General features: G+C 60.9%; 9 protein-coding genes. 7 read left to right on the plus strand and 2 right to left on the minus strand.

Annotated elements, in window-relative coordinates:
• The first annotated feature begins 82 nt into the window (after positions 1–82).
• The 4 genes from OKC29_RS22310 to OKC29_RS22325 are packed head-to-tail and all read left to right on the plus strand — an operon-like array spanning position 83 to position 5,576.
• Complete coding sequence (locus OKC29_RS22310) at positions 83–1,372, plus strand: site-specific integrase (RefSeq protein ID WP_034039555.1); 1,290 nt, start codon at positions 83–85, stop codon at positions 1,370–1,372.
• Positions 1,365–3,095 (plus strand): site-specific integrase, encoded by a 1,731-nt coding sequence (locus OKC29_RS22315; protein WP_034039553.1) that lies wholly within the window; start codon positions 1,365–1,367, stop codon positions 3,093–3,095. The genes OKC29_RS22310 and OKC29_RS22315 overlap by 8 nt, the downstream gene beginning before the upstream one ends.
• Positions 3,092–5,131: a hypothetical protein gene (locus OKC29_RS22320; RefSeq protein ID WP_034039551.1), complete on the plus strand. Its 2,040-nt coding sequence runs from the start codon at positions 3,092–3,094 to the stop codon at positions 5,129–5,131. The genes OKC29_RS22315 and OKC29_RS22320 overlap by 4 nt, the downstream gene beginning before the upstream one ends.
• Positions 5,112–5,576, plus strand: a complete 465-nt coding sequence (locus OKC29_RS22325; protein ID WP_023443007.1) for a hypothetical protein — start codon at positions 5,112–5,114, stop codon at positions 5,574–5,576. Before OKC29_RS22320 ends, OKC29_RS22325 begins: the two co-directional genes overlap by 20 nt.
• A gap of 67 nt (positions 5,577–5,643) precedes the next feature.
• Here OKC29_RS22325 and OKC29_RS22330 read toward each other — a convergent pair whose 3' ends face one another.
• Entirely contained in the window at positions 5,644–8,334 is a 2,691-nt protein-coding gene (locus tag OKC29_RS22330) for an AAA family ATPase (RefSeq protein ID WP_058131653.1), read from the minus strand.
• Positions 8,335–8,774: 440 nt separating this feature from the next.
• Positions 8,775–9,332: a TetR/AcrR family transcriptional regulator gene (locus OKC29_RS22335; protein WP_090519109.1), complete on the minus strand. Its 558-nt coding sequence runs from the start codon at positions 9,330–9,332 to the stop codon at positions 8,775–8,777.
• Between the two features lie 179 nt (positions 9,333–9,511).
• Between OKC29_RS22335 and OKC29_RS22340 the strand changes: the two genes are divergently transcribed.
• From OKC29_RS22340 to OKC29_RS22350, 3 genes are read left to right on the plus strand one after another with little or no spacing between them, the layout of a single operon-like run.
• A complete protein-coding gene (locus tag OKC29_RS22340; protein ID WP_088903431.1) occupies positions 9,512–10,675 on the plus strand; it encodes a multidrug efflux RND transporter periplasmic adaptor subunit TMexC2 in 1,164 nt (387 codons plus the stop codon).
• 15 nt (positions 10,676–10,690) lie between these two features.
• Positions 10,691–13,825, plus strand: coding sequence for a multidrug efflux RND transporter permease subunit TMexD (gene tmexD, locus OKC29_RS22345; RefSeq protein ID WP_101618153.1), 3,135 nt, complete (start codon positions 10,691–10,693; stop codon positions 13,823–13,825).
• A 4-nt stretch (positions 13,826–13,829) separates the two neighbouring features.
• Positions 13,830–15,263 carry a multidrug efflux transporter outer membrane subunit TOprJ2 gene (locus OKC29_RS22350; protein ID WP_088903432.1) on the plus strand — a complete coding sequence of 478 codons (1,434 nt, stop codon included), beginning with the start codon at positions 13,830–13,832 and terminating at the stop codon, positions 15,261–15,263.
• Positions 15,264–15,692 lie beyond the last annotated feature (429 nt).

Genomic DNA, 15,692 nt, shown 5'->3' on the forward strand with positions numbered 1-15,692 from the left:
GATAAGAGTAAGTTGTATAGTGCGGACGCCTAAGCTATTGAGTTCTATCTATGGACATTGTTAAGCGTCCCAGGGGCGTTGAATGGCGACGCTAGAGCGCATTCATTTCGTGCCCCATTACCTCGTGCGCAGAGAGAACGCCGTCGCATACTCCCCCAGTAGCAGCCGGCCATCCATTGAGGGCTTGCCCCAAATCTTTTGGGCAGACTATGCACCTTGGAGGGAGGCAAACCTGTGGGCAGTGGAGCGAGCAACGACTGGTGACGCTTCTCTTAAGACCGTTGCCAGTAACATGAATGGCCTTCTCAATTACGCTAAATTTCTTGAATCTCGTGATTTGCAGTGGTTCGAGTTTCCCGCTCGCAAAGCTGACCGCTGCCTGGTGCTATACCGAGGGGCGTTGATCAAGATGCGCGATGCCGGCCAGATCGGCCCATCCACGGCGTCTGAGTACATGCGCAATTGCATCATGTTCTATCGGTGGGTAAGGCATAGGGAGCTTCTTTCTCCACACGTCCAGCTGTGGCGGGAAAAACCCTACGTCGTTAAATACTTCGACCGGGTGGGGTTCGAGCGAACGATCAGCGGAACCACCACCGACCTCAGCATCCCGAACCGTAAGCGCCCAGGCCAAACGCTTGAAGATGGGCTGTTGCCAGTCTCGGAGACCGATCGCGATGCAATTCTGGATTTCGCCGCAGAGAACGCCACGCCCGAGCTCTACCTCATGTTGGCCCTTGGATTTTTTACCGGGATGCGGCTCGGCAGCATCTGTGATCTCAAGATTCAGTCTCTGGAGCGCGCCGCCCCCGACCCTTCCGCTGAAGGGCTTCTACGCCTTGCAGTTGGTCCAGGCGCAGCTCCGCCAGTGCACACGAAATTCGGTGTGACTGGCCAGGTCTGGATACCCGAAGCGTTGCGTGATGAATTGCTGGAATATGCCAAAGGCTGGCGGAGGATGGAACGAGAGGCGAAAGCCTCGCCCGAGAATCGTGATTTGCTGTTCTTGACCCGCTTTGGTAACGCCTATGGCAGGCGCGGCACCGATCAGTCATCTGCTGTGAATGTTGAGATGTCCGAGTTTCGAAAACGGGGCGTCAAAGCAGAACTACAGGTGCTCCGTAAATTCCGCTTCCATCAGTCGCGCTGCACCTTCGGTACCGAATTGGCACGTCTGGCGCTATCGGCTTGTGCCGATGTCGCTATTGTAATTGCGACGGTCAGCGACGCGTTGCTCCATGGGCCTAACTCTGAAGCCACCACCTTCAAATACATCCGATTCGTACAGGCACTGCCGATCAAACAAGCCCTCTCAAATAGCTTCATGGCGGCATTTAGCGGGATCGGCGCTGGGGCGCGGCACGATGGATAGTTCCGAATTCGACCTCACTTTCCCGATGCTTGAGTATGGGGCCACTGAAACGCCCTGGGACCTCCGGCCGCTGCTGTTTCGCGGAGGTGCAGCAGCAAAGGTGAAGCATGTGGGCCGCCAGATCGCGCAGGGCGAACTCGGCAGTCCCTTGCCGGAACGTTTCGAGCTGGTGACGCAGCTGCATGAGCACATGACTGACGACCTTGCTGGTGGCGGAAGTCGCTTCTCGGTGCAGAACAAGATCAGTGCATTGCGCCGATTCTTTGCCTGGATCGATTCAGAAAACGTGAATCTCAGTCTCGAGACGGCGGCCGACACGTTCATTCGTTGGACCGATCACTTGCTCCAGCGTCATCGAGTCGAACGCAATTTCAGCGATGGGTCCCTGTACGATCTCACCAGGCTCACGGCGACGATGCTGGACCGAGCATTGGACCGCCAAGCAAGCCTGAGCAAGAGCACACGTATTCGCAAGCCGCGCGGCAAAGGCAAGGTACATACGAGCAAAGCGGACAAGCAGAATCTGCAAAACACCTTCGCATTCGGACACCTTCTAGCTGACGTATGCGAGGCATTGACCTGGAGGGGGACAATGGCCCCCCTCCCAGTTTGTATTTCGTTACGCACCGGCCAAGTGCTGGAACTATGGTCGGGATTGCAGAGCCCCGAGAAAGTAGCGGCCCGCCGTACCAGGCCGCAAAACCAAGCGCAAATCGAAGCATCCCTGGCGGCGCGTGCCGCCCACGATGCAGATCGGACACTGCGGACCCGTTTCCCCATCGTCAATTTACGGATCGAGAGTGAATTGCTGATGTTCATCGCCCAGACCGGTCTGAACCTCCAGCAAGCACATACCCTGCGGGTTGAGCAGTTTCATTACACCAGCCACATAGACGGCTACCAGGTACGTACCTACAAAAATCGACGGGAAGGAGAAGTGCTATTCGAGATCTTTGCCAGTTATCGAGAGTGGTTCGAGCGCTATCTCGAATGGCGTTCCGAATGGTTTCCCAATGAGCCGGATGGTTTGCTCTTTCCGCTTATACGTAGCGGGGGACGAATCCTAGAAGAGGCGACGCAGTTCACGAACGTTACGCGCATCTGCCGCGAGCTTGGCATACCGATAGTGAGACCGCGAAAACTGCGCGGGACGCGCATCAACTGGTTGCTTCGGGAGTCCCAGAATCCCCAACAGGTTGCGGAGTTGGCCCAGCATACGGTGCAAACGCTGATACGCGTATATGCCGACCCCCATCCGCAGATCGCTATGGTGGAAATTACGCGCTTCCATCAGCAAACCGATCCGTCCCTTTCACCTCCTGCTCCTGGTAGATGTGTATCGGCCACACCTGAACCAGTGGGCACGATGCCGAAGAATGGTCCGCGACCCGACTGCATCAATGCTGCCGGTTGCCTGTTCTGTACCCAGCACCGGGATATCGAAAGTGAGGATCATGTGTGGTCTCTCGGTAGCTTGCGCCACCTCAAATCGCTTGAACTGGCACGCTACCGCCCATCCAGTTCGGGTAAGCACCTGACGACAGAGCATCCGGCCCTGCTGGTGATCGATCGGCTGACGGCCAAACTGCGCTTCTTCGAAGAAAGTAGCGAGGTCCGCAGGCTTTGGGTCGAAGAAGCCAGAGCGCGCATAAGTGAAGGTGACTACCACCCGGCCTGGGATGGCTTCATCCGATTGGCAGAACTGCGACAAAGATCAGCATGACGAAAAATATTCTTTCCGAACTTGGCCTCGGCATCGACTCGCCCCTAGCGATTCCTGATGCGCCGAACTACCGTCCGCCGTGCTGGCCACCGCAGCGTGATTGGCCGGTCATCATAGATGCCGCTGGCCAGGTGGTGAGCCGTTGGGGCGATGCCATTTGGCGGCTCGACCCATGGGCGGGAAAACGGCTCACTCTCAATTTCGGCGATGGCCCAGCTAAGAAATATGTCGCCGCGATCGATCCTGCGAACGCCGATTTATTGCGGACCGTAATCGGCTGGTGGCTATACGGCCCCAATGGAGCCCGTGGATACCGAGGCCTGAAAACGCGCTTCGACCAGATGCGTCGGCTGTTCGTCTTGTGCACTCAAGAAGGCATTCTCGCATCCGAACTGAGTCATTTTCCGCGCGTTGCCGACCGTCTCCCGGAGGTGCTCCAGGCTTCCCGGTCCGGTGAGTTCTTGGCATTGCTGCACGAACTGTACGAGCGGCGGGATGCGCTGGGGTTCACCTTGTTGGATCGCGCAGGGTTGGCACGCCTCGCAGCGGCCATGCCCGACCACCAGAAGCTCCAGACCCCCTATATCCCGCCCCGCATTTGGCACTATCAAATCACACGCTTGCGCGAATGCCTGGATGACTTTTTGGCGCATCGAGGCCAAGTCGAGGAGTGCTTCCGCTTCTGTCTGGCTGCCTATCGGCACAACTCTGCCAGTCTCCAAGGACAACGCAGGCCACAATCGTTCTATCCGTTTCAGTGGCCGTCGGATGGATCAAACGGAAAGTGGACTGGGCGGCAGTACTACGGCCCATTCATCGACACCGCGCATCGGTTTGGCATGGTGGAACTATTTCGTCGCTGGCTGGGAGTGAGCGACGACGAAATTCGCATTCAAACTCTGAGTCGCTACCTCAACCTCGTGAGTCGATCTGGACTGTGCTATCTGCTGAACTTCAGCCTCATGCGAGTCGAAGAGGCTTGGAACCTGCGCGCCGATTGCTTGCACATAGAACGTGATCCGCAGTTTGGCGACATCCATGTATTGTGCGGACGAACGACCAAGACGATGTCGGATTCTGAGGCACTTTGGGTGACGTCCCCGTCAGCTCAGGTGGCAGTTGAAGCCATGCGTGTGGTCGCAGACCTCCGCGCAGAATGCGACTCTCCCCCCGGCGAGGCCTCGGTGCCGGATGATCCGGCCAAGCGCTATCTGCTTGATTATTGCCTTGAACCGTGGGGAACGAAGTTCACCAAGATCAACCGCACGATTCGGCCATCGATTCCGAGCTATGCCCATGTGCTTCAGTGGTTCGACAAGCTGTTCGACCGTGAGCAATTGCGCATTACGCCGGAAGATTTCGAATTGGCTCGGTTGGTGACGCCGACGCTGACCGACGAGTTTGCGGTCGGCAAAATCTGGCCGTTGGCCTGGCATCAACTCCGACGAACCGGCGCAGTGAATATGCAGGCATCCGGGCTGGTCAGCGACGCTTCATTGCAGTTTCAGCTAAAGCACGTCGCCAGAGCGATGAGTCTCTACTACGGGCAAAACCATTCCAGGGTACGGCTGGAAGAGAAGGCCCATACCTACTACGTCCGCACCATGTACGAAACTTTGGGTAGGCAGCTGCAACAGCTGACGAGCAACCGATTCGTCAGCCCCCACGGCGAGAAGCGAAAATCTGAGATTGTCCGCCTAATCTCAGCCTCTGATGCTAAGAAAGCGATCAATCTGGCTAAGAAGGGGACGGTCACTCATCGACCGATTTTGCTGGGCATCTGCACGAGCCGTACCCCCTGTCCCTATGGGGGCATCGACAATATCGCTCGCTGCGGAGGGGGCGACTCCCCCGGAGAAACCAAACCATGTGCGGACGTTCTCTATGACCCCGAGCAACTCGACGAAGTCGAAGTGTTGGAGGCGGTATTGGATGAGCGCCTGGCCGCTGCCGAGGTAGACAGTCCGCTAAGGACTTCGTTGGAAGCCCAGAAACGTAGTGTGGAGAATTATCGCCATGTCATCCGGCAAACATGAATCCGCTGACCCGGCTAAGCGAATGAGTGCCGGCGAGCAGTATCGCGCAGCGTTCGAGCGGCTGAAGAGCAACAAGCCCGAACGACTGCCGAAGGGGACGCCCGTAAGTCAGAACAACGTTGCCAAGGAGGCCGGCAGCGACCCCTCTGCACTGAAAAAAGCTCGTTTCCCCCTACTGATCGCTGAGATCCAAAAGTACGTGGAAGGACACGCTGAGCAACGTCCGCCATCAGTGCGCCAAGTCAGCTTATTAGCCCGCAGAAAAAATCGTGGACTTCGAGAACGGATCGAGGAAATCACGCAGCAGCGTGACCACCTCGCCAGCCTACTCAGTGAGGCCGACGCCACCATTCTTGAGCTGTACGACCGTATTGCGGACTTGGAGCGCCAACTGCCGGCCTCCAATGTGCTTCCTCTTGATCCGCGAGGCCACAAAAAACTTTGAAACGGAGAGCTCGCAATATTCGAAAGAAACACAGCCATGCCCGACCAGCCCGGCATGAAACGTCGGGCTAGCCGCCGAAGAGCTTCTTGCGTTGCGCGGTCCGCTCCCGGCGTAGATTCTCGTAGGCAGTTCGGCGTTTAGTCGCGTTTTTGATTAATTCCAGGACCTGGGCGATATCGCCGAGCAACTCCTCACGCGCGGGAAGCGGTAGTTGGCGCTCGCCTGGGGTGTCGTGGGCCTCGGTAGCTTCGCAGGCCCGCGCATACACTGCCAGCAACTGCTCCCACTCCTCTGCGGGGTGGCCAATGACAGCACCAAATGCTTCTACGCTCACCACATCGCTGAACGGCTGGACGGTATTGTTCAAAAAAACCTCGCGTATGGCGCGCTCGACAGTGCCTCGGAGGCTTGAGTATCCCGATGCGATTTGCCGCTCAAGCTCATCATCCGGGTCGCTGCCGACCGGAACGTTCAGTGCTTTCGCACGACTTTCGAGATCGGCCAGGCGGGCCTTGGTGTCCATCGTCGTCCACGTCAGCCCCTCGCTCACTAGTCCCGGCGACTCGTCCCAACCGATGGTCTTGTAGCTGGCCGAGCGATCAGCGCGCTGAAGCGCCATCGCGAGCTCGGTCAGGAACACCGCATCATGGGTGAACACCAGCACTTGGCGGGTCTCAGCCAGCGCTACCAAACGCCGAGCTATGGCCCGACGATATACGTGATCCAGCGACGTAGACGGATCGTCGAAAATAACGGTCGAAGTATGTGGCAGGGATTCGAGCTCGGCGAGGAACATAGCCATCCCCAACGCGCGCTGCTCGCCCTCTGACAGCACCTTGGAGGCTTTCGCCGTGATTTCCTGCAGGCGCAGCGTGACCTTGGTCACCCCCAGCTCTGTGCGCCCGCTCAGGTCGGGTTGCACCCGTCGCTTATAGCCCAGGGCTTTCAACTCAGCATTCATAGAAGCGGCCAGAGCCTCGGTCACATGCGTCGCCGCCAGGGACGTCAGTTTGCGTGACACTGCCGCTGGGTTGAGGGCGGCATGGCAGCGGCTCAATGTGGCATGGACCTGACTGTCCTGAACAAAGCGCTCCACCGCGCCAAGCTGGTTGGCGAGGCGTTGTCGGGCTTCTAGCTCTGCCAGTTCTTGGGTCAGCGCCAAGCGTAGAGCGGGATCGGCAGAGGTCCGCAGGGTATTGGCGTCGACTCGGAGCGAAGCAGCTTTGGCGGCGAAGAGACTATCGAGGTTTGCTTCGATAGGAAGCGGTTCTGACTCGGGGGACCAGTTTCCAGTTTGCAGGGCTTGGCTAACCCAAGTATGCCGGGCGGTCCAGACCGATGCCGCTGCGGTGATGGCAGCGTGTAGGTCGGGCAGTCGCTCCTCCACGTCAGCCCGTGTTGGCACATCCAGAACGTTTAGATCGACAGCCTGCACCTTCCCTAGAGCGTTCATGCGCGCAAGCGTGGCGGCTTGCGCATCCGCCGTGGCGCTGTCGGCGACAAATGCCGCGAAACGCCGCATGCGCTCCGAGGCATCCGTTGAATAAGGTTGCTGGCAGAGTACGCAGTAAGCGTCCGGTTCCAGGTGCGGGAAGGGATGTTCAGGGTATGCCGTCTGCTGAGAGAAAGCCTCAGCGGCTCGGTACATCGTTTGCCAGAGTTCAGCTCCTGTGCCTTCCAGCAGCGTGGCGGTGGGTGAGGACGTTACCGGCAACTCCATGGCGTTCAGTGTGTCTCGATCCTGAAGACGCGCTTGCGCCAGTTGCATGGCGAGATGCGCGGTTTTTTCCGTTGTAATCAGTTCCTTTGCCCGTGCTATGGCACGATCATTCACCCAGCGCTGGACTTCCTCGGCTCGACGCTGCGCCTGGTCCAAGCGTGTCGCCAAACGTTCCAAGGCCAGCGCCTGCGGCACAGGATCGCTTTCCAGTAATGTCCGCTTCAGAAACTCCAGTCGCCGGAGTTCATCGTCACCGACCGTCCCTAATCGAGCAAGCACGGCGCGGTCCGAGTCCCCACCTAATTTGGCGATGTAGCGGCCGACTTCGGTGTCACCCTTCAGCGGTTCGAATTGCCGGGTATCCAGAGCCAAGGCATTGCGTTCGGTCCCAATCCGTGCCTGTAAATCACGCTGAAGTAGGACCAGGCGCGTCAGATGAGTGAGTCCGTAGGGCTGAAATGCAGGGGTCCCTTCCGCGTCGATGTAGTCATTGGCACAGGCCGCGTCGTAGACCGAGACCGAACTCAAATGCAAATGGGCCGGCCCGTTCTGGACCCAACGTGCGGTTTCCGGAGTGCCATCCACCAAAATGGCGAAATCTGCTGATGGCAGTCTAGCTGGGGTTGCCGCCCCAAAAGCGTCGGGCAGGACCTCCACCCGATGCCGAGCGTTGCAGGCATTCTTGAAGACGCGGGCGTAGCCGGATTTGCCGGCGCCGTTATGACCAAAGAAAATGGTCATGCCCTCCGGTGCGAGGTCAAAGGCACGACCGGACGGGAAGCCGTTTACCTGGTCTAGCCCCGAGACACCCACCAACCGCACGGTTGCGCCACTTCCGGCGCCTGGTACGTCGTCCAGCGTGAATGGCCGTGCTCCCCCCGTGGTTGCGTCTTCCCGTTCTTGCTCGCGAACCATTCGCAGAATGGTCTCGATGTCATCTTGGGTTAGTTCGGCCCGGGCAAATATCCGGCGCAGTGCTTCCTGCTGCCAGGGTCTGAGTCCGCCGGCCCACCCAATAATCTCGTCCAACAATGGCATATCCGTCTCCTTTCCAGATCCGCCGATTAAAGGCCGCGCCCAGTTGGATGGCAAGTGGCCAGCGCCTTCGAGGTGCTTCGCCGTGTTCCGTTTGCCTGCCTTCCTGACCGCCACCCTAGTGGCTTGTCCGGTCGTGACGCTACACGGGCAGAATTTCTGCATGCTGGCCAGTATCAAGCCGCTCTAAAGTCCGCTACCGGAAAGCGCTGTTTAGCGGTGAGAGACGGGGAAAGTGCGGAAGCTACTACCGACGCAAGCGATGTGGTGAGCAGTCCTCAGGTATGTGCGAAATTGCACTCCTCTTGACCACCAATTTGGGTTGGCGTTGACCACGGATTGCGTTCAACTTGACCAGGGCGTGTCACTGTCACGACCGTCAGAGAACGGCCAAAAACGGACACCGCCAACCCGTTGGAAAAAAAACTGAGCGTTGCTTTCCGTTAAGTTTGGTAGTTGCAAGCCCCGTTCAGGAAGAATTGCTCGATCAACGCCGCCATACCTGCGCGTGCGATACGGCCGCGGCGCTCGGCGTCTACCAGGCCGAAGATCAAGGAGGAGAAGATTTCGGTAAGCGCCGGGGCACCGATATCGATACGGAATACGCCCAGTTTTTGCCCGCGGAGAAAGAACTCGTCCAGCGTTTCCGAGTAAGGCAGCCATCGGCAGCCGCCTGCATCTAAATCAAACGTGTCCGGGCGCCACTGGAATGAGAGGAATACCAACAACTCCCTGTGAATCAAATGGCCTTCGATCAGACGATGCAATGCGTCCAAGGGCGCCGCCTCAAGATCGGCATCGGCAATGACCCTATAAATAACCACCGAACCATGATTCAGAAGCATCTCGATCAGGTTGTCGCGGGTGCCGCAAAACCTGTTGAGCGTCGCCTTGCTGACCCCCGCTGCCTGGGCTATTTCTTTGAACGTGGCTCGCGGGTGGTCAACGATGGCGATCGCCAGGGCCTTCAGCAATTTCTCATCGGCAGCAGTTAAATCCATCGGTCACTCTTTATCTATCGCGGGCAGATGCGGGTATTTTGCCTAGAACACTCATTTTTCTCAAAGAGGATACTAGCTTTGTTCACACCAAAATCAAATGAGTCAATATTGACTTATTTGATTTTTGCGTGGATCATGCGCGGCTTCGACTACGTACTGGCTTCGCGCTTGGGTGAGATATGAACAAATTCCGCGAATGGATCACTTTTTCCGTGATCTCCTATTTGATCGCCGTGACCCTGGTTGGCTGCGACAAGCCCGAAGAGCAACGGGAAGAGGCGCCAGCGCGTGAAGTCGATGTGCTCAGCGTGAAGACCGAGCCCTTCACAGTGTTCGCCGAGCTACCAGGGCGCATCGAGCCGGTGCGTGTCGCCGAGGTGCGCGCGCGGGTGGCGGGGATCGTGCTCAAGCGCACCTTCGAGGAAGGGGCCGACGTGAAGGCCGGTGACGTGCTGTTCCAGATCGACCCTGCGCCGTTCAAGGCGGCCCTGTCGCGGGCGGAAGGTGAACTGGCTCGCGCCGAGGCGCAGCTGTTCCAGGCTCAGGCGATGGTTCGCCGTTACGAACCACTGGTGAAGATCGACGCCGTCAGCCAGCAGGATTTCGACAACGCCATGGCCGCTCTGCAGAGCGCCCAGGCCGACAAGCGCTCGGCCCAGGCCAATGTCGAAACTGCCCGCCTGGACCTGGGTTATGCCGAGGTTCGCGCCCCCATCGCCGGGCGTATCGGTCGCGCCCAGGTCACCGAAGGGGCTCTGGTAGGCCAGGGCGAAGCCACGCTGCTGGCACGTATCCAGCAACTCGATCCGGTGTACGCCGACTTCACCCAGCCTGCTGCCGATGCCCTGCGCCTGCGCGCGGCAATCGCCGAGGGCAAGGTTGCCGGTGCGAGCGACCAGCCGCTGTCGCTGCGTGTCGACGGTACCGATATCGAGCGCAAGGGCACGCTGCTGTTCACCGATATCTCGGTGGATCGCAGCACCGGGCAGATCGCCCTGCGAGGCCAGTTCGACAACCCCGAGGGCGTGCTGCTGCCGGGTATGTACGTGCGTGTGCGCACACCGCAAGGGCTCGACCAGAACGCCATCCTGGTGCCGCAACGTGCCGTGCAGCGTTCGGCTGACGGCCAGGCCAGCGTGATGCTGCTGGGGGAGGGCGATACCGTCGAGGCGCGCCAGGTCACCACCGGTGCCATGCAGGGCTCGCGCTGGCAAATCAGCGAGGGCCTGCAGGTCGGCGACAAGGTGATCACCAGCTCGCTGGCGGCTATCCGTCCGGGCGCCAAGGTCATCCCCCGCGAGCAAGATGCCGCCGAAGCCGCTCCACAGTCCCAGGTGCAGTAAGCCGGAGAACCTCTCATGTCCCTGTTTTTCATCCGGCGCCCCAATTTCGCCTGGGTAGTCGCCCTGTTCATCTCGCTGGGTGGCCTGCTGGCCATCCCGTTCCTGCCGGTGGCGCAGTACCCCAACGTGGCGCCGCCGCAGATCACCGTGACCGCCACCTATCCCGGCGCTTCGGCGCAGGAGCTCACCGACTCGGTGACCAGCGTCATCGAGGAAGAACTCAACGGCGCCAAGAACCTGCTGTACTTCGAGTCCACCAGCAACGCCAACGGCATCGCCGAGATCACCGTCACCTTCCAGCCAGGGACCGACCCCGAACTGGCCCAGGTTGACGTGCAGAACCGTCTGAAGAAGGCCGAGGCACGCATGCCGCAGGCCGTGCTGACGCTCGGCATCCAGACCGAGCAGGCCACCGCCGGCTTCCTGCTGATCTATGCGCTGAGCTACACCGATGGCGACAAGGACGCCAACGTCACGGCGCTGGCCGATTACGCCGCGCGCAACATCAACAACGAAATCCGTCGCGTGAACGGCGTCGGCAAGCTGCAGTTCTTCGCCTCCGAGGCGGCCATGCGCGTGTGGATCGATCCGCAGAAGCTGGTCGGCTACGGCCTATCCATCGATGACGTGAACAACGCCATCCGCGCGCAGAACGTGCAGGTGCCGGCCGGTGCCTTCGGCAGCACGCCGGGTTCCAGCGAGCAGGAGCTGACGGCGACCCTGGCGGTCAAGGGTACCCTGGACAACCCGCAGGAATTCGCCGCCATCGTGCTGCGTGCCAACCAGGACGGCTCGCGCCTGACCCTGGGCGACGTGGCGCGCATCGAGGTCGGCAGCCAGGACTACAACTTCGGCTCGCGCCAGGACGGCAAGCCCGCCGTTGCCGCCGCCGTGCAGCTGTCGCCCGGTGCCAACGCGATCCAGACCGCCGAGGCGGTCAAGCAGCGTCTGACCGAGCTGTCGGCCAACTTCCCGGACAACGTCGAGTTCTCCGTGGCGTACGACACCTCGCGCTTCGTCGACGTGGCGATCGACAAGGTCATCATGACCCTCATCGAGGCCATGGTGCTGGTGTTCCTGGTGATGTTCCTGTTCCTGCAGAACGTGCGCTACACCCTGATCCCGTCCATCGTCGTGCCGGTGTGTCTGCTCGGTACGCTGACCTTCATGTACCTGCTTGGCTTCTCGGTGAACATGATGACCATGTTCGGCATGGTGCTGGCCATCGGCATCCTGGTGGACGACGCCATCGTGGTGGTGGAGAACGTCGAGCGGATCATGGCCGAGGAAGGCCTGGCGCCGGTGCCGGCGACCATCAAGGCGATGGGGCAGGTGTCCGGGGCGATCATCGGTATCACCCTGGTGCTGTCGGCGGTGTTCCTGCCGCTGGCCTTCATGGCCGGCTCGGTGGGGGTGATCTACCAGCAGTTCTCGCTGTCGCTGGCGGTGTCGATCCTGTTCTCGGGCTTCCTCGCGCTGACCTTCACCCCGGCGCTGTGCGCCACGCTGCTCAAACCGATCCCCGAAGGCCATCACGAGAAGACCGGTTTCTTCGGCTGGTTCAACCGCAAGTTCACCGCCCTGACCGGCCGCTACACCAAACTCAACGGCAAGCTGGTGCCGCGCGCCGGGCGGGTGATGTTCATCTACCTGGGCGTGGTGGTGCTGATGGGTTTCTTCTACCTGCGCCTGCCGGAATCCTTCGTGCCGGTGGAAGACCAGGGCTACATGATCGTCGACATCCAGTTGCCGCCAGGCGCCACCCGTGAGCGCACCTCGGCCACGGGTGAGGAGCTGGAAGAGTTTCTGATGGCCCGCGAGGCCGTGCAGACGTCCTTCCTGGTCCTCGGCTTCAGCTTCTCCGGCATGGGTGAGAACGCGGCCATTGCCTTCCCGCTGCTCAAGGACTGGTCCGAGCGAGATTCTTCGCAGTCGCCGGAAGCCGAGTCGGCTGCGGTCAACCAGCACTTCGCCAACCTCGATGACGGCGCGATCATGGCGGTGCCGCCACCGCCGGTCGAAGGCCTGGGCAACTCGGGTGGTTTCGCCCTGCGCCTGCAGGACCGCGCCGGCCTTGGCCGCGATGCCCTGTTGGCAGCGCGCGATGAAGTGCTGGGCAAGGTCAACGGCAATCCGAAGTTCCTCTACGCCATGATGGAAGGTCTGGCCGAGGCGCCGCAGCTGCGCCTGGTGATCGACCGTGAGCAGGCGCGCACGCTGGGAGTCAGCTTCGAAGCGATCAGCAGCGCGCTGTCCACTGCGTTCGGCTCGTCGGTGATCAACGACTTCGCCAACGCCGGCCGCCAGCAGCGCGTGGTGGTACAGGCCGAACAGGCCGAGCGCATGACACCGGAAAGCGTCCTGCGCCTGCATGTGCCCAACGACAGCGGCAGCCTGGTACCGCTGAGTGCTTTCGTCACCACGAGCTGGGAAGAAGGCCCGGTGCAGGTCGCGCGTTACAACGGTTACCCGTCGATCCGCATTGCCGGTGACGCCGCGCCCGGCGTGAGCACTGGCGAGGCGATGCTCGAACTGGAGCGCATCGCTGCCGAGCTGCCCGAAGGTATCGGTTACGAGTGGACCGGGCTGTCGTATCAGGAGCGGGTCGCCAGCGGGCAGGCGACGATGCTGTTCGCCCTGGCCATCACCGTGGTGTTCCTGCTGCTGGTGGCGCTCTACGAGAGCTGGGCGATCCCGCTGACGGTGATGCTGATCGTGCCGGTCGGCGCACTCGGCGCGGTACTGGCGGTGACTGCTATCGGCCTGCCCAACGACGTGTACTTCAAGGTCGGCCTGATCACCGTGATCGGCCTGGCGGCGAAGAACGCCATTCTCATCGTCGAGTTCGCCAAGGACCTGTGGGAAGACGGCTACTCGCTGCGCGATGCTGCTGTCGAAGCCGCGCGCCTGCGTTTCCGCCCGATCATCATGACCTCCATGGCGTTCATGCTCGGCGTGGTGCCGCTGGCCATCGCCACTGGCGCCGGCGCTGCGAGCCAGCGCGCACTGGGCACCGGGGTGCTGGGCGGGATGCTCAGCGCGACCATGCTCGGGGTGATCTTCGTGCCGATCTTCTTCGTCTGGGTGCTGTCGCTGCTGCGCACCAAACCTCAGCAAACCGACAACCATCCCCTGCATAAAGCGGAGTAATGCGATGACCTCTCACTTCATGCTCCGTCGCGCTCTGCTGCCCCTGGCCATCGCCGCCCTGGCGGGTTGTTCGCTGGCCCCGACCTACGAGCGCCCGCAGGCACCGGTCGCGTCGCACTGGCAAGCCGCCGACGCGGAGGGCACCCGTGCCCAGGCGCTGGACTGGCAGACCTTCATCGTCGATGCCGACTTGCGCCGCGCGGTGGATACGGCGCTGAGCAACAACCGCAGCCTGCGCCAGGCGCTGCTGGATATCGAAGCTGCGCGTGCCCAGTACCGCATCCAGCGTGCTGATCGCCTGCCTTCGATCAACGCCAATGCCAGCGGCAACCGCCAGCGCCTGCCTGCCGATCTGTCGCAGACCGGGCGCTCGGAAGTGACCAGCAACTATCAGGTCGGCCTCGGCCTCGCGGAGTACGAAGTCGACCTGTTCGGCCGCGTGCGCAACCTCTCCGAGGCCGCGCTGGAGACCTACCTGGCGACCGAGGAGGCGACCCGTGCCACGCAGATCAGCCTGGTTGCCGAGGTCATCCAGGCCTACCTGACCCGCGATGGTGCGCTACGCCGCATGGCCCTGGTCGAACAAACCCTGGACAGCCGCATGGCCTCGCTGGAGCTGGTCAGCCAGCGCCGTGCAGCGGGGGCCGCCACCGCCCTGGATTACCAGGAAGCGGTCGGCCTTGCCGAACAGGCTAGGGCCGAGCGCGAGAGCACCGAACGCCAGTTACGCCAGGCGGACAACGCCCTGGTCCTGTTGCTCGGCACGCCAGATGCCGCTCGCCTGCTGCCCGCGACGCCCCGCGACGACCTGATGGTGCTGCAGGACATCGCCCCCGGCACCAGCTCGGAACTGATCGAACGGCGCCCGGACATTCTCGCCAGCGAGCACCGCCTCAAGGCGCGCAATGCCGATATCGGTGCAGCTCGCGCCGCGTTCTTTCCCCGGATCAGCCTGACCGGTTCGGTGGGCAGCTCCAGTGCCGAGTTGTCCGGATTGTTCGATGGCGGCTCGCGGGCCTGGAGCTTTGCCCCGACGCTGTCGCTGCCGATCTTCGCCGGTGGCCGCAACCGCGCCAACCTGGACCTCGCCGAAGTGCGCCAGGACGCGGCGGTGGCCGACTACGAAGGCACCATCCAGACCGCCTTCCGCGAAGTGGCCGATGCCCTGGCCGCCACCGACACCCTGCGCCGCGAGGAGGCTGCCCGCCAGGCTCTGGCCGGTTCCAGCGAGGCTGCGATGGCCCTGGCTAAGGCGCGTTACGAGGGCGGCGTGGACGACTACCTGCGTTATCTTGACGCCCAGCGCAGCACCTTTAGCAACCAGACCACACTAATTCAAATCAGCACGGAACGGCAGATTGCGCTGGTTGACCTGTTCAGGTCTCTGGGCGGTGGCTGGGGCCAAACTGAACCGATGGCCGGGATCGGCGCTGAGTGAGCAAAGCCAGGAGTCCTGCATCCGAAGACCGGACTCTGGCTCCATCACCGGTGAGCTACTGGTCATCGACGGGGCAATCGTCTGATCGAGAATAAGACTGTCTGACGACTGGCAGGCCTATGGATTATTGGTGGCAGCAGCTAACGGCTCTATAAAGAGCTGCAAAAAATCACTGTAACGCATGATTGACTGACTGCTTCTGGCCGGTTTCTGCCTGTTGCGTCTCTGCTGCCCACTGGCCAAGTCGGATGCACGCGGTGGTCAGTACCAATGCAATTGACTGGTCAAATGGGTGCAATTGCGCAGGTATGGACTTCAAGCCCCAATTTCCTGGAAAAGAGGTTCTTTCTATGGACATCCGACATCAGAGATTGAGTAGCGGAATGTCTGAGCTGAAGTCATGTCCATGGCTGTTCTTCTTTCCTTTAC

The sequence above is a fragment of the Aeromonas sp. QDB34 genome, assembly GCF_027705405.1.
GTDB classification, from domain to species: Bacteria; Pseudomonadota; Gammaproteobacteria; order Enterobacterales; family Aeromonadaceae; genus Aeromonas; species Aeromonas hydrophila.

Coding starts and splice junctions, on each gene's coding strand:
- OKC29_RS22330 (WP_058131653.1), bottom strand. CDS start 8,334: ATGCCATTGTTGGACGAGATTATTGGGTGGGCCGGCGGACTCAGACCC.
- OKC29_RS22335 (WP_090519109.1), bottom strand. CDS start 9,332: ATGGATTTAACTGCTGCCGATGAGAAATTGCTGAAGGCCCTGGCGATC.
- OKC29_RS22315 (WP_034039553.1), top strand. CDS start 1,365: ATGGATAGTTCCGAATTCGACCTCACTTTCCCGATGCTTGAGTATGGG.
- OKC29_RS22310 (WP_034039555.1), top strand. CDS start 83: ATGGCGACGCTAGAGCGCATTCATTTCGTGCCCCATTACCTCGTGCGC.
- OKC29_RS22350 (WP_088903432.1), top strand. CDS start 13,830: ATGACCTCTCACTTCATGCTCCGTCGCGCTCTGCTGCCCCTGGCCATC.
- OKC29_RS22325 (WP_023443007.1), top strand. CDS start 5,112: ATGTCATCCGGCAAACATGAATCCGCTGACCCGGCTAAGCGAATGAGT.
- OKC29_RS22320 (WP_034039551.1), top strand. CDS start 3,092: ATGACGAAAAATATTCTTTCCGAACTTGGCCTCGGCATCGACTCGCCC.
- tmexD (WP_101618153.1), top strand. CDS start 10,691: ATGTCCCTGTTTTTCATCCGGCGCCCCAATTTCGCCTGGGTAGTCGCC.
- OKC29_RS22340 (WP_088903431.1), top strand. CDS start 9,512: ATGAACAAATTCCGCGAATGGATCACTTTTTCCGTGATCTCCTATTTG.